This is a genomic window from Sinomonas humi (assembly GCF_000802235.1).
In the GTDB taxonomy this organism is placed as follows: Bacteria; Actinomycetota; Actinomycetes; order Actinomycetales; family Micrococcaceae; genus Sinomonas; species Sinomonas humi.
Genome location: NZ_JTDL01000109.1, coordinates 19,520 through 45,153 on the forward strand (window position 1 = coordinate 19,520; position 25,634 = coordinate 45,153).

Here is a 25,634-nt window from a genome sequence, read left to right on the forward strand (position 1 = left end):
CCGGCGCTCTCGCACCCCTTCGCGTTGCGTCCCCAGATCTGCGGTGAAGATCCGCCGAGCTCGCGGCGCAGCGGCCAGACCGACCGAAAGGCCAGAACATGACCGCCTCCACAGCCCCCGGCAGCACGGTCCCAGCGCCGCCCGGCACCCCGGTTCCCACACCCCCGGGCGCGGCGTCCGACGACGGCGCGACCCGCCGTCGTCCGTCCCGCCCCGGCTCTCCCGCGAGCCGCCTTCAGCGCCTCGCCTTCGGGCGGGATCAGGCCCGCTGGGTGCGCCCGTCGAGCTTCGGCCTCGTGGTCGCGAGCGCGTTCCTGTACCTCTGGAACCTCACGAATTCCGGGTACGCCAACTCCTTCTACGCGGCCGCGATCCAAGCCGGCAGCAAGAACTGGACCGCATGGTTCTTCGGCTCCCTCGACGCAGGCAACGCGATCACCGTCGACAAGCCCCCGGCTGCGTTCTGGATCCCGGGCCTCCTGGGCCGCCTGTTCGGCTTCAACTCGTTCACGATGCTCCTCCCGGAGGCGCTCGCGGGCGTCGCCTCGGTGGCGCTCATGTACGCGGCGGTCAAGCGCGTGAGCGGCCCCACGGCGGGTCTGCTCGGCGGCGGTGCCCTCGCGGCCACGCCGGTCGCGGCCCTCATGTTCCGGTTCAACAACCCGGACGCGATGCTCACGTTCTGCCTCGTCCTCGCCGCCTACATGACGGTGCGAGCCATCGAGAAGGCGGGCTGGAAGTGGCTCGCCGCGGCGGGGGCGGTGATCGGCCTCGCGTTCCTCACGAAGATGCTCCAGGGCGTCATCATCGTCCCAGCCCTCGGCCTCGCATACCTCTGGGCCGCCCCGACGACGCTCCGGCGCAGGCTCGTGCACCTCCTCGGCGCCCTCGCCGGCATCGTTGCCGTGGCCGGCGCTTACATCCTTGCCTTCACGCTCACGCCCACGAGCGTTCGCCCGTACATGGCCGGGTCGCAGACGAACAGCTTCCTCGAGCTCACCTTCGGCTACAACGGCTTCTCGCGCATCTTCGGCAATCGAGGTGGCAGCTTCGGCGGCGGGGGCACGTTCCGCGGGGCGTCCGACGCCGGTGCTGCCGCCGGCAGCGGCGCGGGGGCGTCGGGGTTCGCCGGCTTCGCTGGTGGATTCCCCGGCGGCGGCAACGGCGTTGGCCCGGGCGGTGCGAGCTTCGGCGGCTCGGCTGGCCTCCTGCGCATGTTCGGCTCGAGCTTCGGCACCGAGATCTCGTGGCTCCTTCCGGCAGCGCTCATCCTGCTCGTCGCGGGGTTCTGGTTCACCCGCCGCGCGGTCCGCACCGACCGCGTACGCGCCTCGCTCATCGTCTGGGGCGGTTGGACGATCCTCACCGCGGCGGTCTTCAGCTTCATGACTGGCACAGTGCACCCCTACTACGCCATTGCCCTTGCGCCCGGGATCGCGGGCGTCGTCGGCATCGGCGGCGCGGAGCTGTGGCGTGGCCGTGCCTACTGGCCGTCGCGGATCACGCTCGCCGCGACGATCCTCGTCACGAGCATCTGGAGCGCTGTGCTGCTCGGCCGCGATGCGTCGTGGCTTCCGTGGCTCAAGTTCGTCATCGTCGTCCTCGGCGTGCTTACCGCGATCGCGATCCTCGTCCGCTTCGACCGCCTCCGCGCGGGGGCAGTCTCTCTCGCCCTCGCTGCGCTCCTCGCGACCGGTCTGGGCACCGCGGCGTTCACGGTCGCGACTGCCTCCGTCGGCCATACCGGCTCCATCCCGACCTCCGGCCCCTCCGCCCAGAGCGGCTTCGGCGGCTTCCGGAACCGGGCGGGATTCGGGGGCGGCGCCGGCTTCGGGGGCGGCGCCGGCCTCGGCGGCGGCACGGGTGGCCCCGGCGGCAATGCGACCGCCTCAAGCGACCTCGTGGCGCTCCTCCAGCAGACCACCACCAAGTGGTCGGCCGCGACGAACGGCTCCAATTCGGCCGCGAGCCTCGAACTGGCCTCGAACACGAACGTCATCGCGATGGGCGGCTTCACGGGCAGCGACCCGTACCCCACCCTCGACGAGTTCAAGACCATGGTCGCGAACGGCGAGATCAGCTACTACATCGCCGACGGCGGCATCGGGGGCGGGGGCTTCGGCGGTCGCGGCGGAAGCGACACCTCGGCCATCACCCAATGGGTCGAGTCCAACTTCCAGACAACCACAGTCGGCAACACGACGGTCTATAAATTGGTGAAGTGACGCCTTTGCCCCTCCAGCCGCGCTCCACAGCCGACGCAGCGACCCGCGCCGAAGGCGCCATCCGCAAGCGGCTCGAACTGGCTGCGGTCCTGGTGGCCATGGGCGTGCTCTACCTCTGGAACCTCGGAGTGAACGGGTGGGCCAACGCGTTCTACAGCGCCGCGGCCCAGGCTGGGAGCCAGAACTGGGAGGCGTTCTTCTTCGGGTCCTCGGACGCCGCGAACGCCATCACGGTCGACAAGCCCCCCGCATCCCTGTGGATCGTCGACCTCTCGGTCCGGATCTTCGGCCTGAGCCCGTGGTCGATCCTCGTGCCCGAGGCCCTCATGGCCGTCGCCACGGGATGGCTCCTCTACCTCGCTGTGCGGCGGCCCGCCCATCTGGCTACCGGAAGCGAACGCGCGGCGCACGCCGCGGGGCTGCTCGCCGTCGTCGTTCTCGCGCTGACCCCGGTAGCGGCACTCATGTTCCGGTTCAACAACCCGGACGCGCTGCTCGTGCTGCTCATGACGGCGGCTGGATACGGTGTAGTCCGCGCGGTCCAGGACGGGCGGGCGCGATGGCTCATCCTGGCCGGCGCCCTGCTCGGCCTCGGATTCCTCACGAAGCAGCTGCAGGTGCTGCTCGTCGTCCCGGGCTTCGCGGCGGCGTATCTGTGGGCGGCGCCCCACCCCATCGTCAAACGGTTCGTGCACCTGCTCGGCGCCCTCGCCGCGATGGTGGCCGCGGCCGGGTGGTGGATCGTCGCCGTGATGCTCACGCCCGCCAGCGCAAGGCCCTACATAGGCGGCTCGCAGACCAACTCGATCCTCGAGCTCACGTTCGGCTACAACGGCTTCGGCCGGTTGAGCGGCGACGAGGTCGGCTCCGTGGGCGGCGCCAACGGATGGGGCCAGCCTGGGCTGCTCAGGCTCTTCTCCTCGACGTTCGGCGGCCAGATCGCATGGCTGCTCCCCGCCGCGCTCATCTTGGGTGCCGCGCTCCTCTGGGTCGGCCGGCGAGCGCCGCGCACGGACCCTGTCAGGGCCTCGGTCGTGGCGTGGGGTGGCTGGGTTCTCGTCACGGGCCTCACGTTCAGCCTCATGCAGGGCATCATCCACGAGTACTACACCGTGGCCCTCGCCCCGGGCATCGCGGCGCTCGTGGGGCTCGGCGGAGGGGTCCTGTGGCACCGCCGGCGCCTCCCGTTCGAGGCCTCGGTCCTCGCGGCCGCAGTCCTCTCCGCGGGCGCCCTGGGAATCGTGCTCATGCTGCGCCCCGCAGGCTTCGTCTCGTGGGTGCCGTGGGTGATCGGCCTCGCGACGCTCGGCGCGGCAGGCAGCATTCTGGCGGTAGGTTTCGCTGCGGGCCGCCTCAGCAGCCGAGCGCTCCCCCGCCCGCTCGGGCGCACGACGGCGGCTGTCACCTTAGTCGCCGCCCTCGCCGGCCCGTTGGCTTTCACCCTTCAGACCGTCGCGACTCCCCATACCGGCGCGATCGTCACCGCCGGCCCAGCTTCCTCCGGCGGCCGGCCGGGCTTCGGCGGCTTCCGCAGCGGCCAGAGCGGGCTCAACAGCTTCCTCGGGATTGGCTCCGGTGGAACAGGCGGCCGGCCGGGCGGCTTCGGAGGCCAAGGCACGACGCCGACGGGAGGCGGCTTCGGCGGTCCCCCGAGCGGCTTCCGCGGAGGCGGCGGCGGTGCCGGCGGCCTCCTCGACGCGCCAACGCCGTCGTCCGCTCTGGTGACCGCCCTCCAAACCGACGCCTCGAAGTACACGTGGGCAGCCGCCGTCGTCGGCTCCAACAATGCCGCGGGCTACCAGCTCGCGACGCAACTGCCCGTCATGGCCCTCGGCGGTTTCAACGGCACCGACCCCGCACCCACGCTCGCCCAGTTCCAGGAGCTCGTGAAGCAGGGGAAGGTCCACTACTTCATCGCCTCGAGCCTCATGCAGGGCAGCTCCGGCTCGGATGACGCGCAGCAGATCGCCCAGTGGGTCGAAACGAGCCACCCAGCCCAGACCATCGGCGGAACGAAGGTCTACGCGCTGGGCTAACCCAAGCTGAGCGAGCAGCAGGCGCGGGTCTGGCTCGCTGCAACCCGCGCCTGCTGCGCACTCGCGCCTAGCCGTTCGGCCGGGACGGGATGTACTGCACGGCCCACTTATTGCCGTCGGGGTCCTGGAAGTACACGAAGTGGCCCCAGTCGAGCACTTGGATCTCGCTGCAGTCCACGCCGTTGCCCTTGAGCTGGTCGTGGGCCTTCTGGATATCGCTCACCACGAGCTGCAGGTTCGGTGCGGTTCCGGGCGCCGCATCGCTGAGGCCCTCCCCGATCGCGATCGAGCACGCGGATCCAGGCGGCGTGAGCTGCACGAACCTCAGGTTCTCGTTGACCCGCTCGTCGTAGTCGGCGTTGAAGCCCACCTTGTTGACGTAGAAATCCTTGGCCCGGTCGACGTCGGCGACGGGCACGAACACCAGCTCAAGCTTCCAGTCCATGCCTCCAAGGTAGGGACGGACGACGGCGAGCGGTACCCGGCGCGGGCAAGCTGCGGACCGCGCGTGTCCGCTTCTTCAGGCGGCTGAGAACCGTGAGGCGTCAGGTGAACTGTGCCATCGGTTGACGCCTCGTAGACCGGGCATGAGCTTAATGCCGCCTATGAGAGGAGATGCCAATGAAGACCACCAAGCTGCCGTCCGACGGGGAAGCAGTGTTCGTCGTAATTGGAGAACCGGGAGAGGACGCGTTCCAGCTGCTGAGCGACTTCGCCAAGAGCAACCAGCTCAGCGCCGCCCAGATCACGGGGGTAGGCGCGTTCAAGCGGGCCACGGTCGGCTGGTTCGATCGGGATGCCAAGGACTACCGGCATATTCCGGTGGACCAGCAGTGCGAGCTGCTCTCCCTCGTGGGCGACATCGCCCTTGCTGACAATGGCCCGCAGGTCCACGCACACGTCGTCCTCGGCCTACCGGACGGCACCACGCGCGGCGGCCACCTGCTCAGCGCAGAGGTATGGCCCACTCTCGAGGTCATCATCCGCGAGACCCCAGCCGCGCTCCGGAAGACGAGCCATCCCGACCTGGGTCTCGCGCTCATCGATCCGGACCGCACCAACCACTGACGGGAGTCGTCGATTGCCCCTGCCCTGATTGCCCCTTGGTGAAAATTCTTTTGAAGAGCGCGTGACCTTTCGAGGGTCCCCTTCGGTTGGACGGGAGTAGGGCCGCCCAGACGGTCCTCCCAGTTGGCCCCGAACCTTCCAGGAGATTCCATGTCGTTCTTCACTCTTGTCGCCTCGAGCAAGGTCGCCGTGAGCGCTGCCGCCCTCGGTGCCCTCGCCCTTGGCGGCGCGGGAACTGCCGCCTACGCGAACGCGCTTCCGGCCTCGGCCCAGCAGACCGCCCACCAGCTCATCGGGGCTCCGGCCCCGGCACTCCCTGCCGCGGCACTCCCGGCAACGCCCGCCGTCCCTGCTGCGCCGGCCCTCCCGGCGACGCCGACGACGCCGGCCCTCCCCACAGGTGCCGCCTCGCAGGCTGCGTCTCACGCCGCTTCCGCCGCCAAGTCCGCGGCAGCCTCGGCGTCGAACCTCCCGTCGTCGATCGCTCCGAACGCGGGTGTGAACGCTCAGGCGGCCCTCGGCCTCTGCACCGCGTACGCGCAGGGCAGTCTGAACGCCAGCTCCATCGAGTTCCACAACCTCGTTGCGGACGCGAACGGTCAGTCGAATGTCTCCGCGTTCTGCAACACGGTGATCGCGGGCCAGTCCGCTCAGGCTTCGGCGAACGCGGGCGCCAACGCGGATGCAGGCGCCAACGCTGCCGTCCCCGTAGCACCGGCCGTCCCGTCGCTGCCTTCGGCTCCTGCCCTCCCGTCGCTGCCCTCGCACGTGGCCGTCCCGGCCGTCCCTGCGGTCCCGGCCGTTCCCTCGGTCCTGCCGTCGTCGCCGGTCCAGCCGTAACGCAAGCCGCTCGCAACTGAGATAGGCTGGCAAGTCGTTCCGCGGGGACTGGCCGATCGGCCGGCCCCCGCGGCCTTGCCCGAGACCGGCGCGCGCAGCTGAGAGGCTGCCGCTGAAGCCCAACCCGCCCCGCATTGGCGGCCCGGCGCGCCCGGCCCAAGCACTACCCAAGGGAGACCGGTTGGAGCCCCACGAGGATCCAAGCCGCGAGATCCCCACGATGGATCCCGGCGACCACGCTGAACTCTTCACCGCAGCCTTCCGTACCCTCTCGCCGTCGGTGCGCGGCTATCTGAGGGCACGCGGGGTCGAGGACAGCGAGGCGGTGACTCAAGACGTCTTCCTTTCGCTGTACTCCCGGATCGGGAGCCTCAAAGGAGGTCTCGAGGGGGCGAAGGCCCTCGTCTTCACGATCGCCCACTCCCGCGCCGTCGACCACCACCGGCGCCGCGAGCGGACTCCGGCCCTCGTTCCCCACGATCCCGAACTGGATTCCCGCACCACACCGGCCACGACCGAAGACCTCGCCCTCGGCGGGGCAGGCGCGTTGAGCCTCCTGAACTCCCTGACAGACGACCACCGCGAGGTCCTCCTCCTCCGGGTCGTCGCGGATCTGTCGATCGAGCAGACCGCCGAAATCATGAGCCGCACCGCCGGCGCCGTCAAACAGCTCCAGCGGCGGGCCCTCGAAGCCCTGAGAAGTCACGCAGTCATCACAGAACTGAGCCCGTCATGAACCCCATCAACGATCGCGAGACCGACGATCACAACGACCAGAGGGTCATCGATCAGGTCCTGACTGACGTCGACCCCGACAGCGCCGATTCCCTCAGGCCGCTGCTCGCCGAACTGCGCACGCTGGCCCACGGAGACGCCGTAGAGCCCGGGCCGCTGCTCGAGGCGCTCCTGCTGACCGAGGAGGCCGCCGCGACCTCCGAGGCGCCCGCATCCGAAGCGCCCGCCCCTGGTCCCGCGATCACTGGCACTCCAACCTTGCCCGCGCTCCGGGTCATCGAGGGGGACGGCGCGTCCCGTCCCCCTCGCCCTGCCCGGCGTACCCGCCGCCGTCGTCCGCTCGCTGCCGCGCTCGTCCTGACGGCGGCAATCGGCGCCGGGACCGCCGCCGCGGCAGCAGCCGACGAGGGTTTCCGCTCGACGCTCAACGACGGCATCAACTCGGTCATCAGCGTTCTCGGGGGCCATGCGGCGAGCACTCCCTCCTCGCCTCCCGCCGCGCCTGTCCCAGCCACAGTGCCCGCCCCCGCGGCTCCGTCAGCGGGCCCGTCCGCCCCAGCGTCGCCTGAGGCGGGACAAAGTGAGACGGCGGGCCCGCGCGCGGAGGCGCCGGCGCCGTCGTCGGCCGCCACGAGCGCACCGCGGACGACGGCGGGTTCCAGCACGGCGTCCCCCTCACCGAAGGCGAGCCTCCCGGCGCTGCCGACCCAGCTGCCGAGCCCGAATCTCGGCGTTCCCCTTCCGAAGCTTCCCGCGGTCCCCGGAGTCCTCCCGACAGCGCCGACCGGGCTCCCGGGGGGCCTGCACTAGGGCAGGTTTCGGGCGTTCAGAGTGCTTGCTGGCGTGGCCGCCTGGGATTACTTGGCGAGTCCGTAGAGGCGGTCGCCCGCGTCCCCCAGACCGGGGACGATGTATGCCTTCTCGTTGAGGCGCTCGTCGATCGATGCAAGGACGACCCTCACGTTCGCGTCCCCAACCCCCTTCTCCAAGCGTGCGAGGCCTTCGGGGGCTGCGAGGAGGCAGATGCAGGTGACGTCCCGCGCGCCGCGGCGGAACAGGAACTTGATTGCCTCGCTCAGGGTCCCGCCCGTGGCGAGCATGGGGTCGAGGACGAAGACCTGCCGGCCCGTGAGATCCTCGGGAAGCCGCTCGGCATAGGTGACTATGTCGAGCGTCTCCTCATCGCGGGCCATGCCCAGGAATCCGACCTCTGCAGTCGGAACGAGCTTGACCATGCCCTCGAGCATGCCTAGCCCTGCGCGCAGGATCGGAACGACGAGCGGCGTCGGCTTCGTGAAGGCGGTGCCGGCCGTGCTCGTGATGGGAGTCTCGATCGTGACCGTCTCGGTGCGCACCTCGCGCGTCGCCTCGTATGCGAGGAGCGTCACGAGCTCCTCGGTGAGCTGCCGGAACACCGGACTGGGCGTGTTCTTGTCCCGCAGGACCGTCAGCTTGTGGGCGACGAGCGGGTGGTCGACGACGAGGGTGCGCATGGCTGCCAAACTATCATCCGGCCCCCTCCGCCGGGCCTCTTCCCGGGAGTACACTGGTGCCCTTCCTCGGTGAGGAGGTGACGCGTCATGAAGGCGCTAATGGTCTCCTTGCTCGCATACTCCACCGCAGGGACGGGGGCCCTGTTCGGGATGTGGTTGGCTGCTCGATGGCCGAATCCACGGTGGAGTCATCTGGTTGCGTCCTGGGGGGTGATCATGGCCGTCGTCGCCGTTTGGGCGACGGTCCTGTGAATCCAGCATTCCGAAGCGAGTGTAGGGCTGCGGCGCCGGGCCATCCCGGCGCCGCAGCTCTGTGCAAATAAGCAGCCCTGTGCAAATAAGGGGGCGCAGCACGAACCTATGATTGACAGCATGGCCGCCCCGGAGTCTGCGCTCGACGCGTCCCCCTACGGGACGCCTTCCTATGAAGCGTGGATGCGGGTGGCGATCCAAGAGGCCAAGGCCGCCCTCGCGACCGGTGACGTGCCTATCGGCGCCGTGGTCGTCGATCCCGGCGGCGAGGTGATCGGGGTTGGGCGCAACGAGCGCGAGGCGCTCGCCGACCCCACCGCGCACGCCGAAGTTCTCGCAATCCGCGCTGCCGCTGGCGCGCTCAGAGCCCACGATCGTGGTGATGGCTGGCGTCTCGAGGACTGCACGCTCGTCGTGACGCTCGAGCCCTGCGCGATGTGTGCGGGCGCGGTCGTGCTCGCACGCATTCCGCGCGTCGTCTTCGGTGCGTGGGACGAGAAGGCAGGCGCTGCCGGCAGCGTCTTCGACATCCTCCGGGAACGGCGGCTCAACCACCGGGCGGAAGTCTATGGAGGAGTGCTTGGCGAAGAGTGCGCGGAGCTGCTGCGGGAGTTCTTCGCGGCCCATCGGTAACCCAACCTCACATTTCCTGCCCCCACAGCGTCTACCAAGTGATGGACATGAAACAGCCCTTCGAAAAGCTCGTGGAACTGCACGGCGCCACGGTGCTGCGGGTGTGCCGAGCTGTCGTGGGACCCGCGGAGGCTGAAGACGTATGGCAGGAAACCTTCCTCGCCGCGCTGCGCGCGTACCCCGAGCTCCCTCCCGACGCAAATAAGGAGGCGTGGCTTGTGACCATCGCCCATCGCAAGAGCATCGACGCCATGAGGTCGAATGGAAGGCGGCCCGTGCCCATCGAAGCCGTTCCTGAGACGCCTTCCCCTCACGGCGTCCCTGGCTCCGGAGACGATGGCTGCGGACTCTGGAGCAGCGTGGCCAGGCTGCCCGACAAGCAACGGAGGGTCATCGCCTACCGCTACCTCGCGGACTTGGCCTTCAATGACATCGCCGCCATTGTCGGCGGCACTCCTGCCGCAGCCCGGCGCGCTGCTTCGGACGGCCTCAAGTCGCTCCGTTCACGCCTCGTGGCCTCGCAGCCAGAAGGAGAAAGCGCATGAACAACACCGAGTTGGGCCCCGTCGATATCGCCCTTGCCCCCGAACTCATCACCGTCGAACCCGAAGTCCTCGGCCGTCTCCATGCTGGGCTCGCCGAGCGTGCTTCGCGCGAGGGCATCCTCGACGTCGCTTACCGGATCGTGGAGACCCCGGTAGGGAAGCTCCTGCTCGCATCGACGGAACGTGGCCTGGTCCGGGTCGCGTACGAGCGTGAGGGCCTCGACGCCGTGCTCAACACCCTCTCGGAACGCTTGAGCCCGCGGATCCTCGAAGCCCCCGCGCGGCTCGGTGAGGCCGCACGCCAGGTCGAGGAGTACTTCTCCGGGCGGCGCCACGTCTTCGATCTCCCCATCGACCTTGCCCTCTCGGCTGGCTTCCGGCGCACCGTGCTCCAGCACTTGTCAGGGATCGGCTTCGGTCGAACCGAGAGCTATGCGGAAGTAGCCCGCGCGGTCGGCAACCCCAAGGCGGTGAGGGCAGTCGGGACAGCGTGTGCGACGAATCCGCTGCCGGTCGTCGTGCCGTGCCACCGAGTGCTCCGTTCTGATGGGAGCCTCGGGGGTTACATCGGCGGTCTGGACGCCAAGACGACCCTGCTTCGGCTCGAGGCGGCCGCGGCGTGAATGCCCTGTTCGGCGATGACCTCCTCGATCGGCCGCGCCGTGAGGTCGCTCCGGGAGCCGTACACTTGCCGGGCTGGCTCTCGATCGAGCAGCAGGCGTGGATCGCGGAGCGTTTCCGCGAATGGACGGCCGGCCCTGTGCCGCTTCGAGGTGCGAAGATCCGGGGCCACGAGATGTCGGTCAAGACGGTGTGCCTAGGGTGGCATTGGCAGCCGTACAAGTACACGCGCGAGGCAACGGACGTGAACGGGCGGCGGGTTCTGCCATTCCCCGATTGGATGGTCCGGCTCGGACACCGGGCGGTCGCGGAGGCGTATGGAATGCCGGCTTCCGCGGCCGACCTGTACACGCCCGATACGGCGCTCGTGAACTTCTACGACGCCGAAGCACGGATGGGCATGCACCAGGATCGCGACGAGGTGTCGCTGGAGCCGGTCGTGTCCCTCTCAATCGGGGACAGTTGCGCGTTCCGCTTCGGGAACACGGAGAACCGAGGGCGTCCCTACGAAGACCTCTCCCTTGAATCGGGGGACCTCTTCGTCTTCGGCGGCCCGTCGCGGCTCGCGTTTCACGGCATCACCAAGGTCTTCCCCGGAACGGCTCCCACGGGCTGCGGAGTCCAGAACGGGCGTATCAATATCACCCTGCGCGTCACTGGCCTGCGCGACACCGAACGAAGGGAACCTGAGACCCAATGAGCGAAGCAATAGTTGAGGCCTCCGAACCGAGCCCTCTGAGCACAGTTGTCATCGGGGAGGACGGGCTCGGCCGCCCTGTCTGGGCCAGCACAGATTCTCTTCTTCGGGACTACTACGACACCGAATGGGGTATGCCCGTTCGGGACGAGCAGGGACTCTTCGAACGGATCAGCCTCGAGGGATTCCAAGCAGGTCTCTCGTGGGCGACGATCCTCCGGAAGCGCCCGGCGTTCCGCGAGGCGTTCGCCCAGTTCGATCCCGAGGTCGTGGCGGCGTTCACCGAGGATGACGTCGAGCGGCTCATGCTCAACGAGGGCATCATTCGCAACCGAGCCAAGATCAGGGCGACGATTCGCAACGCCCAGGCGACCCTCGCGCTGAGAGAGGAAGGCGGACTCGTCGAATTCGTGTGGTCCTTCCAACCAGAGTCGACCCCGGCGCCCCGTTCCTTGGCTGAGATCCCGTCGAGCTCACCCGAGTCGATTGCCCTCTCGAAGGCGCTACGGAAGAAGGGCTTCTCGTTCGTCGGCCCGACGACCATGTTCGCCCTCATGGAGGCGGTCGGCATCATTGACACCCATCTCGTGGACAGCCACCGTCGCGGTACGTCGGGCGTCTGGGCGTGATGCCGGGCGGGGAGATGACGCGGGTCGGGGAATCCGTGGCAGCACTGCCGTGGCGCGTGCGGCTCGAGGCATTAGGTGGGCTTGAGCCCGATGCGATCCTCGGGAGCCTCGCGGCCCACACCGTGCCTGGAGCCGAGCAGACGGACCTCGGGGCCCGCACCCATTCGCGGCTGGTCTCCAGCCGCTTCGGCCCACAGCGCGTCCTCCTCCATTTCGACGAGGGTGGAATCGATCTCACGATCGAGAACCATCTCGAAGCCATGGCCCCCTCCCTCACGGACCATGACGAGTTGGCGGCCCTGTCTGCCACCATCCGGGCGTGGTTCGATCTCGATACGGATCTCGAACCGATCCGCCGAGTCCTCGACGCGGATCCCATGCTCACACCGCTCGTGGCGTCGCGCCCGAACCTGCGGGTGATCGGTACCCCTGACCCCTTTCAGAGCGCGGTGACGACAGTCCTTGGCCAACAGGTCTCCCTGCCCGCGGGCAGGACCTTCGCCGGGCGCCTAGTCGCTGCCTACGGCGAGCCCGTGCAGAGCGGGCTTCGGCGCTTCCCAGAAGCGAAGGTGCTCGCCGAGGCCTGCGCTGAGGAGCTTCGCGCCGCCGTCGGGCTCACTTCCGCCCGCGCAGCGACCGTGCTCTCCCTTGCCCAGGCTTGGCTCGTCTCGAATGACGGACTTGGCATGCCCACCCGGGAAGCGCTCCTCGCAGTGCCTGGCATCGGCCAGTGGACCGTCGACTACCTTGCGGTCCGCTTCGGAGACCGCGACGCCTTCACTCCGGGAGATCTTGTCCTGCGGCGAGCCCTCGGCGGCGTTACGGCAAAGCAAGCGACCGTACGGGCCGAGGCGTGGCGCCCATACCGCGCGTACGCCCTCATGCACCTCTGGACGCACACCGCCTACACACGTCTCTGATTCAGCCCTGACCAGCTGGTTCCCGAGCGTCCTCCCCCTCAGATCCCGCATCCGCCCCTTGCGCATCCGCCGCTTGTGCATCCGCCCCTGGTGATGGACGCTCCGGCAGCTCTCCTCTAAGAGCCGCCGTATTGATGGCTTGGAGTGCGGTGACCGGCGCGAATCCCTGAGCAAGGAGCGCGAAGTCAGTGCCTTCCTCGGCAACTTCTTGTGTGTCCGAGATGGAAAGGCGAACATGCTGCTGGCCCCGCTCGGCCAGGACTGTCTGGACGATGCCGAAGGACGCGAGGGACGCCTCCCGGTACGAGGGGGTTTCCCGCCGATTCGGCACGTTGAGGTTAAGTACCGTTCCCACGGGATGCTCAAGCAGGAACTCCATGAGGCCCATCGCCGCATCGGCCGCAACCTCCCACTCGAGGCGAGCGGGACTGATTCCTGTGTCGAGCGAGACAGCGAGCGCACGTGCCCCGTTGGAGCCAGCGGTGAGGGCGGCGCCCACCGTTCCCGAGTGCAGGATGACGGTTCCAACGTTTGCTCCCCGGTTCACGCCAGAAAGGACGATTTCAGGGACGGCGCCGAACGCTCCGTGGGAGGCAATCATCGAAATGAAGCCGGGTGTTCCGTGGACTGCGAACGCCTCGACCCCGTCAAGGCCGGGCAGCTCCCGCCGCTCGATGCGGATTTTGCCCTCGTCCTCAACTGCGGTGATCGAGGCGCTGCTGCCGCTCGATTCGCGGGCGGGCGCGGCGATTATCACTTTGAAGCCGTGGTCGCGGGCACGCCCCGCCAAGGTGTGAAGACCCGGGGACTGGATGCCGTCGTCGTTCGTGACGAGCACGGTCCGAGCTGAAGTTGCCTGAGTCATTGGACCCTCGCCTTCCGTGCCAGATCGTCCGGGGAAGCCTGCTCGATCGGCCCAGTCTGTCTCCCCTCGTCAAAGGGGACGACCTCGACGAGGTCCGCAAGCCGGCGGATGCTGTCCGCGTCGCCGCTGCCCAGGCCGTGTCTTGTGACATTGTTGGCGCCTGCGGAGGCGCCGAGCACCACCGCCGTCTGGAGGTCTTCTCCGGCTGCAAGGGCTGCAGCTATGGCTCCTGTCATCGAATCACCGGCGCCGCGCTCATCCACGACCTGGAGTTCGGGGACTCGGACTTCCGAGACTCTGTCCCCGTCCAAGAAGAAGGCTGGTTCTGCACCTCTTGTGAGGACCACCGCTTTAGCCCCATCCGCAGCCATGGAGCGCATTGCCCGGATGAGCTCGTCAGGATCGTCGCTCTCGGCCCGCCCGCTCGCCATCATCTCGCCATGTGCCACCTTGACAAGCTCAAGGCCGCCCGCGATCGCCGCCTCCAGCCTGTCGCCGGAGAGGTCCGCGATGACGCGGCATCCTCCCGAGCGGAGGTCCGAGGCGAGCCTTCGGTACATGTCGACCGGCACGGCATCGTCGCGTGGCGCTCCGCTCAGGATGGCGGTCTTGGCAAGGAGCCCCTCGCGGAGCACGAGGCCGTGTAGTTCGTCGAGCTCGTGGCGGGACAGGCGGTCTCCTGGGGCGGCAGCGATCTCGTCCCGACGTCCTCCGCGCCGATCGTGGACGTACGCGCTGCTGGCAGCGTGACCAGAGACCGATTTGACGCGAATCCCCTCATCCTCGAGCAGGTGGCCGATCACGCGCCCGGGCTCCCCGGAGAGCAGGGCGCAGTATGCGACGTCGCTGCCCAGCAGCTTCGCCATGCGCGCTTGCCAGACCCCTTGCCCGCCGGCATGCAGGTGGATGTCCGGAGCGCCCTCGACTTCCTCGATCGTGACGGTCAGCGTTGGGGTCGGGGCGAATACGACGACGTCTACGGGTGGTGCCTCGGCGCTTGGCTTCTGATCTTCCACGGCTCCTCCTCCGGTAGCGCGGTGGCTGATAGTGCGGTCGCTCGCAACCGCAGCGGACTGTCTCGAAGGCCGTATTACCCGTGAGCCGGTTGCCTACCCATGGACGAAGACCCCCGGACCACGACGGCGGTCGAGGCCCCGCTCTTGGCTCGGTTTGGACTGGAGACGCCATCCCGGTAAAGTGGATGCCTGCTGGTGGTGTGTCCGAGCGGCCGAAGGTGCATCACTCGAAATGATGTTTGGTGTAAAAGCCAACGGGGGTTCAAATCCCTCCACCACCGCCCAGCACGAAGGCCCCGACATCTGCGGATGTCGGGGCCTTCGTCGCGTCTGTCGAGAAGACTGTCTACGTTCTTGCCCACAACTCTCATCGACTCCAGTTGATTGCCCCCCGCGGTCGGGAAGGCCCATCAGCTACGCCGCGAGGTCCACCTAGTTCCATCACTGCCCCTGAGCACCCTGAGCGCGTCGATGCGGTTAGTGCACCCGAGCTTCGCGTACGCGTGCTCCAAGTGCTTGGCCACCGTCCTCGGGCTGATGCCCAAGAGGTGCCCTACTGCTACTCCCGTTAGGCCCTTCCCGACGAGCTGGAGAATCTCCAGTTCGCGGGGGGTGACGGCGTACCGCTCAGCCTGCGCTGTCCCCTCAGAGAGGGGCACGGGGTCGCGGTAGGCCGTGTCGAGCAGCCGCAGCATGGGTTGGATGTGCGCGGCGAGTTCAACCTCCTGGTCGGTGAAGTCCACGTTCCACCGGTTGATCCCCCAGCCCGCATAGCTACTGTGCGAAGACCAGCTGCACAGAAACGCGAGTTCCCTGTTCGTCTCGTGGACACGAAGGCCCTCTTGAAACGCCCGGGTCCGGAAGAACTTGAGGTCCGAGGCCACATCGCTGATACGGCGCGGCCTCCAAACGTCCGGCAGGGAGTCGTCTAGGAAGCTGATCCTCATCGGATGGTCAGCGTAGACATCGATCAGCCGGTCCGCCTGCTTGCCGAAGGGATGATCATTCGGATAGGAGCGGATCTCGGACGCGTGCTCGCTTACGTCTAAAGAGACGCGGGAGACGACGTTCGACGGGAAGATGGCCGCCAGCATGTCGCTCGCCGCCTTGAGATAGGTCCCTCTGTCGGGCAGGTGGTTCAACTGCGCCGCGAGGTCAGCCGAAGGATCCATCTCATCCGCCTCTCAATAGCCTGAGAGCGTCGATGGGGTCGATGCCGGGAACGGGGTCTCCGGGAGGGCGTGCACCTCTGCGGCGGGCCTGCACAAAGGTGGAGTGGGCCTCCATAACATGCCTGCGGGGGAACTCGCTGCTCGGTCCCACCCAATGAGAGTAGGAACCCAGCGCCATACGCACAAGTGCGTATTCACCCGTTTTTGAGTCTGCGGGACTATGAAGGCGAAAAGCGAAACCCTCACGAAGAATCCCACCGGGCTCTTGCATCCACCGGCCAAAGAAGAGCTCACCCAAACGCACCTCGCTCAATTCGCGACCGCCGAATTCAGGACAAGAAATCAGGATCAGCCATGAACGCCTATCGCGCCGGCGCAGATTCACCCGACATCGGATTCACTGCATCTCTCGGCTTTGAGCGCAAAGCCGTCACCGCGGCTCGCCTCTTCTCCATCCTTGTCGGCTTGTGTGTTGTGCTGGCGGCAGTAGTCGTCGGGCTGGGCACCGGGACAGAAGGCACGCCGACCACCTCCATCCCGAGCCAAGTGGCCGTGCTCCGCGGCGCGGCCCCCGGCGACCTGTACGGAATCAGCTGAGCTGTCCAAATACCCTCCTCGCCCGGCCGCCAGTAGCGGGGCTACTGGGCGAGGAGCCCCAGAATCCAAGCGCGGCCCTAGCTCTCGCAAAAAGAACATCAAGGAGACACAACTATGGAAACGAACAAGGACCTCGTCCGCCGCGCCTACGAACTCTTCGAAGCGGGCAGGGCCGCGGAGGCCGCGGAGCTGTTCGTCCCCCATGCCGTGTGGACCATGCCGGGGCGGCACGCGCTCAGCGGCGAGTACATCGGCAGGCAAAGGATCAAGTGGTGGTAACGAAAGAGTGGCCGGCTCAGGCCATCCTGCATGACTTCCTGTCCAAGCTCGCTGCCCTCACAGGCTCGACCTACCGAGCGACCGCCATGGACGTAGCCGAAGGCGACGAACACGTCTTCGTCCTGCAGAACAGCAGGGCCGAGCGCGGCAGTCAGTCGATCAATAACTTCCTCTGCAACGTCTTCACCGTAAGGGATGGGCTCATCCACGCCGTCCATTCCTACCCGTACGACGCCGAGGCCCAAGAGGCCTTCTGGCGCTGAACGCGGCCGGGCACCCAGACCTCACGCCGACCGAACCGCCCAGTGATCGAACTCTCAAACTGAATCGAGGATCCAATGCCAGTCACCGACGAGGACGTCTTCATCGCAGCACCGCCAGAGGCAGTCTTCGACTATCTCGACGACCCGACCCACTTCCCGGTGTTCGACCCCACCATCCTCACCGCCCAACTCGACGGCGACGGTGCCTCCCGGGTCGGTTCCCACATCAGGGGAACAAGCAAGATCCTCGGCCAGACCTTCCATTGGGTGGTCGAAGTCATCGAACACGACCGCCCCAAGAAGCACGTTGCCAAATCGGTGGAAGGAGAGATCAGCTTCACGACCACCTACACCTTCTCTCCAGAGGCCGGGGGGACGAGGCTGCACTATCGGCTTGAAGCCGCCACGGGCCTTGGTGGTGTGTTCGGCGGCCTCGGAGACCCTGCCGTCAGCGAGGTCGGCGCGAGGCAGATGCGAACGAACCTTGCCACCCTCGCCCAGATCCTCGCCGGGCAGGACGGGAGCGCCCAACGCCTTCACGGAGAACAGGGGCTGACACCAGTCTGATTCCGTTTCATCCGGCATCAGGCCCGGACGACTAGCGGGGGAACCTTCAGTCTTGGTTGTCCGACGGGCTCCGGCTCCCGGAAGCACCGGGCTCTCACGTCCTGGCATTCGGCGGGAACCTCACGGTGCCTGACGGGTCGGTGTTCAACACAGGTGCGGATGCGATGAAGGGTCGTGATCAGGATGATCTTGGTGGTGGGCGGAACCGGGGAGCTCGGCGGGCGAGTCGTCCGCCTGCTGCGGGCCAAGGGGCAGGACGTGCGCGCTCTGGTCCGGTGGCAGAGCGACGACCGAGCGCTGCGAGAGGTTGGCGCTGAGGTGGTGCGCAGCGACCTCACGAACGGGGTCAGCCTGGACTCAGCCTGCCGAGGGGCCGACATCGTGGTCGCTACCGCAAGCACCATCGTCAGGCGGCTCCAGGGTACAAGCCTCGCGACCCTCAAGCAGGTTGACGAAGAGGGAATGGCCTCCCTCGTGAAGGCTTGCTCTGGAGCACGCCAAGCAGGCGACCGAGGATCTCCTTGCCCGCTCGTCGATGCAGCAGGTCATCGTCCGTCCCGACTCCTTCCAAGAGATCCACCTCGGCCCGCTCGGCAGGTTCGACATGGCCAGCGGGAAAGCGCTGATCATCGGCAAGGGCGGCAATCGGCTCCGCTTCGTGGCCACCGACGACGTTGCAGCCCTCATCGCGGCAGTCGCGCTTGAGCCCGAGCCACCGGGCGTGATCGAGTTCGGCGGCCCCGAGGCGCTCTCCAAGAACGAGGCCGTGGAAATCGCCGGGCAACTCACGGGACGCCCCATGAAGGCCCGGCATGTTCCCCGTGCTCTGGCCCGGCTCGCCGTCCGCGTGCTAGCTCGTCCGAACGACGCCCTGTCAACGGTGTTCGGCAACGGGCTGCTGCAGGACACCGTTGACGTGAGCTGGGACGATAAGCCGCTCCGCCAACGGGGCATCATCCCTAAGGCCGCGAACGAATTCCTCCGAGAGCAGGCGCAGCGAATCTCAGGGGACATGGGGTCACGGCCGCGGAGCGAACCGGGTCAGCTGCAGTCAATCCAGTCCAGATTCACGCTGTCCCCTTGCAGGCTGGGGTCGAAGGGAACGCCGATCTCTGTCGGGAGGCCTTGGGACAGCTCTGGCAACTTGGCCGAGCTGCTCCAGACCCGCTTCCCGTTGCTCATGAGGGACATCTCGATGGTTCCCCCCTCGCACGGGACCATCGAGATGTTCTCTAGCAGCGCCGTCGCGCAGCCGTGCGCTCCGACGCCTTGGCAGGCCGACTTGCCCGGCTCCCACTTGATGAACAGGCCGTCGCTGTACTGCTCCCAGCTCGGGTCCGCCTTGAGCTGGGCCCGGAGCGCGTCCTCCCGCGGGTCGACAGGGAGGGAGTAGGGATTCGCCTCAGGTGTCGCCTGCTCCTGCGCAGACTGGGCGGGAGCCGCCTGGCCCACCGACCCCAAGAGCGAGGACGCCGCTACCGCGAGGACGACCACGAGGATGAGCGCGCCGAGGCCAGCAAGTGCCCAGCGCGCTCCTGACCTGCCCGACTCGGACCGCGCCCCCTGCGCAGGAGCAGCGTGGGCGGTCGGCCGAGGCAGCGACCCGCCTCCGTCCACGGGCGGAGGCCCCGCAAGCCCGGGAGCCAAGGGGATCGGCGGCGCAGTTGGCCGCGCGCGGACTACGTCGAACCTCACGCCAAGCGGGTTCGTCCTCCGCGTGAACATCACGAGCAGCGCCATGGAGCCGACGAACGGCACGAGCCCGAGCAGCAGCCACCACCCGCTGAAGTTCGCGTCGTGGAGTCGGCGCACGCAGAGGGCGAGCCCGGGGACCATGCAAACGACGGCGACCGTGAGCATCAGGACCAGAACGCTGTACCCTATGACCGGATCCTTCAGAGCAGTCACCGCGTAGTCGAGGGCGTAGGACAGGATGCTCACGATGGCACCGAGCCTGTACACGAGCCAGTATTCGCTGCGGCTGGCCCGGCCGGTGAACGTGAAGTCCTTCAGCCAGAACCTTCGGAACGCCTCCCGGAACGTGGCCCCGTAGAGCGGCAGATCGAGCGACTGCTCCTGCCCTCGCTGCTGCTCTTGCATTGCCATGACGACTCCCCCTAAACGCCACTGCCCCCAATTGGGACAAGCGTATTGGATCCGAAGCGCAAGAAGTCCTACCTCAGTGCCACGTTCCGACGCCGAACCCTAGCCCGAGGTCTTCCCGTCGGACGCGTACGCGACCCCGTTTCGTCAGTCATCACCCCGAGTAGGCGGCTCTGGTCTCTGCAGGAGTCTCCCCCTGGAGGACCCACCGGTTGCCGTCGGGGTCGGCAAAGAACGCGAATTGGACCCCTCCCATGTCCTGGACCTCGCTGATTTCCAGACCGCGCTTCAAGAGCTCGGCGCGCACTTCACCCAAGTCGGGCACCACGAGCTGGAGTCCTTCAAGGCTGCCCGGGCGCATGCCTGTCATCCCTGTGCCGATCACGATCGAGGCAGCAGAGCCAGGAGGCGTCAACTGCACGACCCGCATCCCGGGTATGTGCTCGACGTCGTGGTCGAGGGAGAAGCCGAGCTTCTCTGTGTAGAAGGCCTTCGACCTCGCCACATCCGCCACCGGTACCTGCACGACTTCCAAGCGCATCTCCATGGAACCTCACGGTACAGCGGTTGCTCAGGACGGAGGGCGCTGGATCAGCGGCTCGCGGGCGGCCGATCGTGAGAGCCCGCGGCTACCCCTCCCCCAACCACGCGAGCGCGGCCACGACGAGCGTGGCGGTTCCGGTCTCAAGCGTCGGCTCGATGACCGGGGCGAAGCGTGGGGAGTGGTTGCCGGGGATGTCCGCGCTTACGGTGCCGTGCTCCTCCGCAGCCCGGTACAGACCGGGATCGATCCCGCCAACTCCCCAATACGTGTAGGGGATCCCGAAGGCATAGGGAATTGCGCTGAAGTCCTCGCTCGCCGTCTGCCTCCCGTAGTCGGTCACGCTGCCGCCGAAGTAGTCACGGAAGGCATCGGTGACCCGCTGGGTCACATCGGAGGAGTTATGCGTGAGCGGGTAGCTGTCGTAGACCTCGAACTCCGGCTCCCGAGAGGATCCCGACGCGGCACTCTCGGCCCTCGCGATGCGCTCGATCGCCCCGAGGACCTGATCCCGAATCGAGGTGTCGTACGTGCGGATGTTCAGCTCGAGCACGGCATGGTCATCGATGATGTTGCTCTTCGCCCCAACCGCGATCCGCCCGACGGTGACGACAGCGAACTCCCCCGGTTGGACCTCGCGCGAGACGATGCCCTGCAGCCTGACGACAACCATTGCGGCCAGGACGGCCGGGTCGATGGAGAGATGCGGCATGGAACCATGGCTCCCTCGCCCGAACAAGGTGATCCGCACGCTGTCGGCCATCGAGAGGAACGCGCCCGGGTGCGGACTCACCGTGCCCGCGGGGCGCGCGAGGACGTGCTGGCCGAGCGCGACGTCGGGCCGCGGTATGCGCGCGACGAGCCCGTCGTCGACCATTCCCCGCGCGCCGTCCGCTGTCTCCTCGGCTGGCTGGAACAACGCTACGAGCGTCCCCGACCAGGAGCCGCGGCTTCGGGCCATGAGGCGAGCCGCGCCGAGCAGGCATGAGACGTGGACGTCGTGGCCACAGCCGTGCATCACCGGCACCTCGCGGCCAGCGGCATCCATACCGACGGCCGTGCTCGCATAGTCCAGCCCGGTTGCTTCGGCGATGGGCAGCGCGTCCATGTCGGCCCGCAGCAGGACGGTGGGCCCCTGCCCGTTCTCCAGAATCCCGACCACACCAGTCCCGCCAATACCCCCGTGGACGGTGAACCCGTCTTCCTTCAGCCGCTCGGCAACGATGCCGGCGGTGCGGGACTCCTGATGGCTCAGCTCGGGGTGCGCGTGCAGGTCCTTGTACAGCGATTCCTGCCAGGCCTTGATGTCCGGCTGTCCGGAAAGGACGGTGCTCACCGATGCTGACATGCTCATCTCCCTGTCCGAAGTACGAGTTCCTTGGAGGTCACTCCACTTGGCCTTCGTCCGTCCCGTTGGGGGCCTCCGGACGACGGCGGGGCCACCGCAATCCGGGCAGCGCCCCGAGCCTGAATTCAACAGGCTCGGGTAGCCTCCAACCACGGCGGCGGGCAACAAGGCTCACGGCGGAGCCGGTAACGATGGCGAGGGCGAACCCGAGGTTCTGCTGGCCCAGCGGATACAGGAGTGCCATCTCGGCGCTGCCGATGAGGGCTCCTGTGGCGTAGAGGGTGTTGCCGCCGAAGATCGCAGGCAGGCGCCCGACGGCGATGTCCCGCACCATTCCTCCGCCCACCGCAGTCAGCAGGCCCAGAAACATCGCAGGCAGCCAGCCCAGACCAAAGCCGAGCGCCTTCGCGGTGCCGGTCGCCGACCAACAGCCCAACGAGAGGGAGTCGGCGACGAGGAGCACGCGCGTGGCCCAGACCCCGTCGAGACGCACCAGGAACGCCACGGCCGCGCCGAGCACCGCAGTCAGAAGATAGGCGGGGTTGGTCAGAGCCACCGGGAAGCCGTGCTGGAGCAGGGTGTCGCGCATGATTCCGCCGCCGAGAGCCGAGAGCACCGCGAGCACAACGAACCCGATCGGGTCGAAGCGGAGCTGCCGCGCGACGGCGCCCCCGAGGATCCCGTTAGCCAGCACGCCGACGAGGTCGACGACGTCGAACACTCCCGCGGCCTCGAACCCCAAGCTTCACACCGCCCCTCAGGCCAGACCGTCTGCCTCGCGTCCCGGAATGAGCGCCGCGAGCCTGCCGTGCCCGACGATACTCCCCCACACCGGCCCTCCGCCCCAGTCCGGCGCCCCAATCGGGGCGGGCAGGCATCAAGAACCGGTAGGGCGGACGAGCTGGGTCAGTCGACGTCGCTCTCGACGGGAACCGGCACGGGCTCCCGGCGGGCCTTGGCACGCCGACGGAGGGCTTCGATACCGAGCGGCGCGACGGAGACCAAGACAAGGAGCGTGGCGAGGATGTCGATGTTCTTGGCAATGAAGTCGACCTTGCCGAGCCACATCCCGACGAGGGCCACCGCGACTGTCCACGCGATGGCGCCGAGCACGTTCCATCCCAGGAACTTCTTGCGAGGGTACCGAGCCGCGCCGGCGACAAGCGGAGTGTAGGTCCGGGCCACGGGGACGAAGCGGGCCAAGGCCAGAGCTCGGCCGCCGTACCGGGCGAAGAAGGTCTCGGCGCTTTCGAGGTGCTTGAGCTTGAGGATGCGGGCATCCTCGCGGAACCACCGCCGTCCGACGGCCTTTCCGATCAGGTAACCGACCTCGTTCCCGGCAATCGCCGCCACGGCCGCGACCAGGACCAGCACCGGGAGCGGCAGGGGCAGGTGCGGGCCGAGGACACCGAGCGAGAACAGGAGGGTGTCCCCGGGGAGGAACGGGAACAGAAGGCCCGATTCGATGAACATGATGACCGCGACGATCGCGATCAGCCACGGTCCGGAGCCGGACAGCAATGAGGTCAGGTCAGGCATGGTCCGGGTCCTCCCAATAGGCAATGCGTCGTAGGCGAAGGCGCCTTCGTATCCATGGTGCACGCAGCCATCTAAGACGGCTCTAAGAAGCCGCCTCCGCCCGCTTCTTAGAATCCCCTTAGACGGAGGGGGCGAGCATGAATCCGGTGGCCTGCCTCCTTTCGGGCAGGCTTCGCGAGGCTGGGTAATGGCAGTGTGATGGGGAGGAATGAGAGGAGCCTATGGGCGCCATTGTCGATGTGATCTTGGGGATGCCCCCTCTGCTGGCCTATGTGCTGGTGTTCGCGTTCGTGTTCGCCGAGGACGCGATCTTCGTCGGGTTCGTCATCCCCGGGGAGACCGCGGCGGTGCTCGGCGGTGTGATCGCCTCTCAGGGCAAGGCCACGGTGTGGCTGATGGCCCCCCTCGTGGTCCTGGCCGCGATCGCCGGCGATTCAGTGGGATACGAGATCGGCAAGCACCTCGGTCCGCGCTTCCTCGACTCCAAACCCCTGCGCAAACACCGAAAGCGGCTCGACGACGCCCAAGACTTCCTGCGCCGCCGCGGCGGATGGGCAGTCTTCCTGGGCAGGTTCGTGGCGTTTTTCCGCGCCGTCATGCCAGCTCTCGCCGGGGCCTCCCGGATGCGCTACCTGAAGTTCCTGGCCTTCAACGCCCTCGGCGGGTTCACCTGGGGCATCGGCTACGTACTCCTCGGGTTCCTCGCCGGGGCGTCCTATGAGGCAGTGGCCAAGGCTGCCGGGCGGGATATCACCGCAGGCGTTGTGGTCCTGGCCATCATCGCCGTCATCGTCTGGCGCGTGCGCAAGTCCCGCCGAGAACGCCGTGAGGAACGCGGGGAAGCCTCCGGTGCCTGAGACCTCTCCCGCCACCACGGCCACGCACGCGGGCGGGAACAGGGCCCCAGCGCCGAGGGGCGGCGGAGCGGCAGCCCACCTTGTGCTGGCTCTCGTGGCGGTGGTGCTGATCCTGGCGAGCCTCTACGCCGTCAGGACGCTTTCCCTTTTCGTCTCCCCGATGCTGTTCCTCGCCGCGATCTTCCTCGAGGTCGTGTTCATAGCCGTACTCGTCTACGCCCTCATCCAAGCGCTCGCCAAGCCCTCGGCCATGCTGCGGTCGCTGGGCGAGTCCGCGTGGACCGGGCTCGAGTCGAACGAGTACGTGGTCAGATTCAGGGCCTCCCGATCGCCTTGGCTGCGGTGGCTGCGGGATCGGTTCCGCCTCGACACACCGAGCGGGATTTGGCTCACCGCGACCGTCGTGGTCGCGGCCATCCCTTTCGGGAACTTCCTCAGCCTCGCCGTCGCCGTGGTCACCCACGGCGCGTTCACGCAGGTGGACCAGCGGATCGCGAACCTGATGCCTCTGGTCCGGACACCCGGCGAGACGTCGTTCTTCGCGGCGGCGACCATGCTCGCCAACGCCCAGACGCTTGTCCTGGTCACCGTTCTCGCCGTCGTCGTGCTGTGGTGGAGGCGCCGCCGCTTCCTCGCGGGCGTCGTCGTCGCCGTCGTCGTCGGGAATGAGCTGCTGTATTCGGCGGTGAAATTCATTGTGCACAGGGCGCGTCCGGATTCTGCGTTGGCCGTTCTGATCGACACCTCCCCGAGCTTCCCCAGCGGCCACACGATGCGCGCGACCCTCGCCTACGGGATCATCGCCTACCTGCTGTTCAAGGCCTTCAAGTCCACCGCCGCGAAGGCGGCCACGGTGGCCGCCTATCTGCTCGTCGTGCTGCTCGTGGCCATGAGCCGGGTCTACCTCGGCGTCCACTGGACCACCGACGTCTGGGGCAGCATGCTCCTTGGCAGCGCGGTGCTCGCCGCCGTCATCGGCACCCTTGAAATCGCCGCCCGCTTCCCGATCATGAGAGGACGACGACGGCCGATCACCCCGGGGAGGCTGCTCGCCGTCGTCCCTGCCTTGGGAGTCGTCTTCGCCGTGGTGAGCGCCCCCCTGCTGATCCACCCCGAAGCCCACGCGGCGCAGTTGCGCACCCAGCCGCTGGGCTCGCTCGATTCTTCCTCGCTCGCTCGGCTGCCCGTGTACAGCGAGACCCTCACCGGGGACACGATGGAACCGGCCAGCTTCATCTTCGTCGGCACGCAGGACCAGCTCGTGCATGCCTTCGAGAGCCGCGGCTGGGAAGAGGCCGACCGTTCAACGCTGGCGAATACCCTGCGTGCCTTCGCTGTCGGGTTCCAAGGCGGCCAGTACCCGACGGCGCCCGTGACGCCCTCGTTCATGGCCTCCGAACCCGAGGCCGTCGCGTTCCAGAAGGCGACTGCCTCGAACACCCTGCGCCAACGCCACCACATCCGCATCTGGCGCAGCGGTTACACCGCTCCGGACGGTCGTCCGGTCTGGGAAGCCACGGCGAGCTTCGACGACGGGATCGAGTTCGCTGGGGCTGCCAAGATCCCGACGCACCACATCGACCCCAACATCGACGCCGAGCGGGCCTACATCATCGGATCCCTCGGCTACCCCGACCACCTCATATCGTTCACCCATCCCCAGATGGGACACAACGGCAGCGGCGATGAGTTCTTCACGGATGGCAAAGCCGAACTCGTCACCCTGCATTAGGGCGCCCTTCGGGACCCAGCCGGGGCGTCCCCCATGTTTGGCCGAAGGCGCGTCGGGAACC

General features: G+C 67.7%; 29 protein-coding genes, 1 tRNA gene and 1 pseudogene. 20 read left to right on the plus strand and 11 right to left on the minus strand.

The features are described from left to right. Positions 1-98: 98 nt before the first annotated feature. Together LK10_RS10705 and LK10_RS10710 are read left to right on the plus strand one after the other, a co-directional pair. Positions 99-2,225, plus strand: coding sequence for an ArnT family glycosyltransferase (locus LK10_RS10705; protein ID WP_043123452.1), 2,127 nt, complete (start codon positions 99-101; stop codon positions 2,223-2,225). After that, positions 2,222-4,261 carry an ArnT family glycosyltransferase gene (locus tag LK10_RS10710; RefSeq protein ID WP_231567724.1) on the plus strand — a complete coding sequence of 680 codons (2,040 nt, stop codon included), beginning with the start codon at positions 2,222-2,224 and terminating at the stop codon, positions 4,259-4,261. Before LK10_RS10705 ends, LK10_RS10710 begins: the two co-directional genes overlap by 4 nt. Before the next feature lie 67 nt (positions 4,262-4,328). On the opposite strand, the gene LK10_RS10715 is transcribed toward LK10_RS10710, so the two are convergent. After that, positions 4,329-4,706, minus strand: a complete 378-nt coding sequence (locus LK10_RS10715) for a glyoxalase superfamily protein (protein WP_043123457.1) — start codon at positions 4,704-4,706, stop codon at positions 4,329-4,331. 176 nt (positions 4,707-4,882) lie between these two features. On the opposite strand from LK10_RS10715, the gene LK10_RS10720 reads away from it, so the two are divergent. From LK10_RS10720 to LK10_RS10735, 4 genes are all read left to right on the plus strand, one after another. Continuing rightward, positions 4,883-5,329, plus strand: a complete 447-nt coding sequence (locus LK10_RS10720) for a PPC domain-containing DNA-binding protein (protein WP_043123459.1) — start codon at positions 4,883-4,885, stop codon at positions 5,327-5,329. A 150-nt stretch (positions 5,330-5,479) separates the two neighbouring features. Continuing rightward, positions 5,480-6,169: a hypothetical protein gene (locus LK10_RS10725; protein WP_043123462.1), complete on the plus strand. Its 690-nt coding sequence runs from the start codon at positions 5,480-5,482 to the stop codon at positions 6,167-6,169. A gap of 181 nt (positions 6,170-6,350) precedes the next feature. Next, entirely contained in the window at positions 6,351-6,905 is a 555-nt protein-coding gene (locus tag LK10_RS10730) for an RNA polymerase sigma factor (protein WP_231567725.1), read from the plus strand. Then, on the plus strand, positions 6,902-7,714 hold the full coding sequence (locus tag LK10_RS10735; RefSeq protein WP_043123464.1) for a hypothetical protein: 813 nt from the start codon (positions 6,902-6,904) through the stop codon (positions 7,712-7,714). Before LK10_RS10730 ends, LK10_RS10735 begins: the two co-directional genes overlap by 4 nt. 47 nt (positions 7,715-7,761) lie before the next feature. Here LK10_RS10735 and upp read toward each other — a convergent pair whose 3' ends face one another. After that, positions 7,762-8,397 carry a uracil phosphoribosyltransferase gene (upp, locus tag LK10_RS10740; protein ID WP_043123466.1) on the minus strand — a complete coding sequence of 212 codons (636 nt, stop codon included), beginning with the start codon at positions 8,395-8,397 and terminating at the stop codon, positions 7,762-7,764. A 372-nt stretch (positions 8,398-8,769) separates the two neighbouring features. Between upp and tadA the strand changes: the two genes are divergently transcribed. From tadA to LK10_RS10770, 6 genes are read left to right on the plus strand one after another with little or no spacing between them, the layout of a single operon-like run. Next, complete coding sequence (tadA, locus tag LK10_RS10745; protein WP_043123618.1) at positions 8,770-9,282, plus strand: tRNA adenosine(34) deaminase TadA; 513 nt, start codon at positions 8,770-8,772, stop codon at positions 9,280-9,282. Between the two features lie 47 nt (positions 9,283-9,329). Then, complete coding sequence (locus LK10_RS10750; protein ID WP_043123467.1) at positions 9,330-9,827, plus strand: RNA polymerase sigma factor; 498 nt, start codon at positions 9,330-9,332, stop codon at positions 9,825-9,827. Next, the gene (locus LK10_RS10755) at positions 9,824-10,450 is read left to right on the plus strand and encodes a methylated-DNA--[protein]-cysteine S-methyltransferase (protein WP_052207205.1); all 627 of its coding nucleotides are present in this window, start codon (positions 9,824-9,826) and stop codon (positions 10,448-10,450) included. Before LK10_RS10750 ends, LK10_RS10755 begins: the two co-directional genes overlap by 4 nt. Further along, a complete protein-coding gene (locus LK10_RS10760) occupies positions 10,447-11,148 on the plus strand; it encodes an alpha-ketoglutarate-dependent dioxygenase AlkB family protein (RefSeq protein ID WP_043123471.1) in 702 nt (233 codons plus the stop codon). Before LK10_RS10755 ends, LK10_RS10760 begins: the two co-directional genes overlap by 4 nt. After that, complete coding sequence (locus LK10_RS10765; RefSeq protein WP_052207206.1) at positions 11,145-11,774, plus strand: DNA-3-methyladenine glycosylase I; 630 nt, start codon at positions 11,145-11,147, stop codon at positions 11,772-11,774. The genes LK10_RS10760 and LK10_RS10765 overlap by 4 nt, the downstream gene beginning before the upstream one ends. 35 nt (positions 11,775-11,809) lie before the next feature. Further along, complete coding sequence (locus LK10_RS10770; protein WP_231567726.1) at positions 11,810-12,694, plus strand: DNA-3-methyladenine glycosylase 2; 885 nt, start codon at positions 11,810-11,812, stop codon at positions 12,692-12,694. A gap of 1 nt (position 12,695) precedes the next feature. Here LK10_RS10770 and surE read toward each other — a convergent pair whose 3' ends face one another. Then, positions 12,696-13,559, minus strand: coding sequence for a 5'/3'-nucleotidase SurE (gene surE / locus LK10_RS10775; RefSeq protein ID WP_081998453.1), 864 nt, complete (start codon positions 13,557-13,559; stop codon positions 12,696-12,698). After that, positions 13,556-14,575, minus strand: a complete 1,020-nt coding sequence (locus LK10_RS10780; protein ID WP_052207207.1) for a PfkB family carbohydrate kinase — start codon at positions 14,573-14,575, stop codon at positions 13,556-13,558. Before LK10_RS10780 ends, surE begins: the two co-directional genes overlap by 4 nt. A 194-nt stretch (positions 14,576-14,769) precedes the next feature. On the opposite strand from LK10_RS10780, the gene LK10_RS10785 reads away from it, so the two are divergent. After that, a tRNA-Ser gene (locus LK10_RS10785) sits at positions 14,770-14,856 on the plus strand. Between the two features lie 129 nt (positions 14,857-14,985). Here LK10_RS10785 and LK10_RS20855 read toward each other — a convergent pair. Further along, complete coding sequence (locus LK10_RS20855; RefSeq protein WP_052207208.1) at positions 14,986-15,747, minus strand: response regulator transcription factor; 762 nt, start codon at positions 15,745-15,747, stop codon at positions 14,986-14,988. A gap of 354 nt (positions 15,748-16,101) precedes the next feature. Between LK10_RS20855 and LK10_RS10795 the strand changes: the two genes are divergently transcribed. The 5 genes and pseudogenes from LK10_RS10795 to LK10_RS23040 all read left to right on the plus strand — a co-directional run. Further along, on the plus strand, positions 16,102-16,344 hold the full coding sequence (locus tag LK10_RS10795) for a hypothetical protein (RefSeq protein ID WP_043123474.1): 243 nt from the start codon (positions 16,102-16,104) through the stop codon (positions 16,342-16,344). Between the two features lie 114 nt (positions 16,345-16,458). Then, positions 16,459-16,623, plus strand: coding sequence for a nuclear transport factor 2-like protein (locus LK10_RS21890; protein ID WP_156144129.1), 165 nt, complete (start codon positions 16,459-16,461; stop codon positions 16,621-16,623). Continuing rightward, positions 16,617-16,886 (plus strand): nuclear transport factor 2-like protein, encoded by a 270-nt coding sequence (locus LK10_RS10800; protein WP_043123476.1) that lies wholly within the window; start codon positions 16,617-16,619, stop codon positions 16,884-16,886. Before LK10_RS21890 ends, LK10_RS10800 begins: the two co-directional genes overlap by 7 nt. Before the next feature lie 75 nt (positions 16,887-16,961). After that, positions 16,962-17,453 carry an SRPBCC family protein gene (locus tag LK10_RS10805; RefSeq protein WP_052207209.1) on the plus strand — a complete coding sequence of 164 codons (492 nt, stop codon included), beginning with the start codon at positions 16,962-16,964 and terminating at the stop codon, positions 17,451-17,453. A gap of 183 nt (positions 17,454-17,636) precedes the next feature. Further along, a pseudogene (locus tag LK10_RS23040) lies at positions 17,637-17,882 on the plus strand (SDR family oxidoreductase); the annotation flags it as partial. Positions 17,883-17,892: 10 nt separating this feature from the next. Here LK10_RS23040 and LK10_RS22605 read toward each other — a convergent pair. From LK10_RS22605 to LK10_RS10835, 6 genes are all read right to left on the minus strand, one after another. Next, a complete protein-coding gene (locus LK10_RS22605; RefSeq protein ID WP_231567727.1) occupies positions 17,893-18,267 on the minus strand; it encodes a hypothetical protein in 375 nt (124 codons plus the stop codon). Between the two features lie 227 nt (positions 18,268-18,494). Next, complete coding sequence (locus LK10_RS20860; protein WP_052207210.1) at positions 18,495-19,559, minus strand: DUF805 domain-containing protein; 1,065 nt, start codon at positions 19,557-19,559, stop codon at positions 18,495-18,497. Positions 19,560-19,710: 151 nt separating this feature from the next. Continuing rightward, complete coding sequence (locus LK10_RS10820) at positions 19,711-20,103, minus strand: VOC family protein (protein ID WP_043123481.1); 393 nt, start codon at positions 20,101-20,103, stop codon at positions 19,711-19,713. Positions 20,104-20,185: 82 nt separating this feature from the next. After that, positions 20,186-21,445 (minus strand): amidohydrolase, encoded by a 1,260-nt coding sequence (locus tag LK10_RS10825; protein ID WP_197061912.1) that lies wholly within the window; start codon positions 21,443-21,445, stop codon positions 20,186-20,188. Between the two features lie 37 nt (positions 21,446-21,482). After that, on the minus strand, positions 21,483-22,187 hold the full coding sequence (locus tag LK10_RS10830; protein WP_043123488.1) for a trimeric intracellular cation channel family protein: 705 nt from the start codon (positions 22,185-22,187) through the stop codon (positions 21,483-21,485). A 164-nt stretch (positions 22,188-22,351) separates the two neighbouring features. Then, a complete protein-coding gene (locus tag LK10_RS10835; RefSeq protein WP_043123491.1) occupies positions 22,352-22,984 on the minus strand; it encodes a DedA family protein in 633 nt (210 codons plus the stop codon). A 221-nt stretch (positions 22,985-23,205) separates the two neighbouring features. Between LK10_RS10835 and LK10_RS10840 the strand changes: the two genes are divergently transcribed. Together LK10_RS10840 and LK10_RS10845 are read left to right on the plus strand one after the other, a co-directional pair. Next, positions 23,206-23,841: a DedA family protein gene (locus LK10_RS10840; RefSeq protein ID WP_043123493.1), complete on the plus strand. Its 636-nt coding sequence runs from the start codon at positions 23,206-23,208 to the stop codon at positions 23,839-23,841. After that, positions 23,834-25,573 carry an LssY C-terminal domain-containing protein gene (locus LK10_RS10845; RefSeq protein WP_043123496.1) on the plus strand — a complete coding sequence of 580 codons (1,740 nt, stop codon included), beginning with the start codon at positions 23,834-23,836 and terminating at the stop codon, positions 25,571-25,573. The genes LK10_RS10840 and LK10_RS10845 overlap by 8 nt, the downstream gene beginning before the upstream one ends. Positions 25,574-25,634 lie beyond the last annotated feature (61 nt).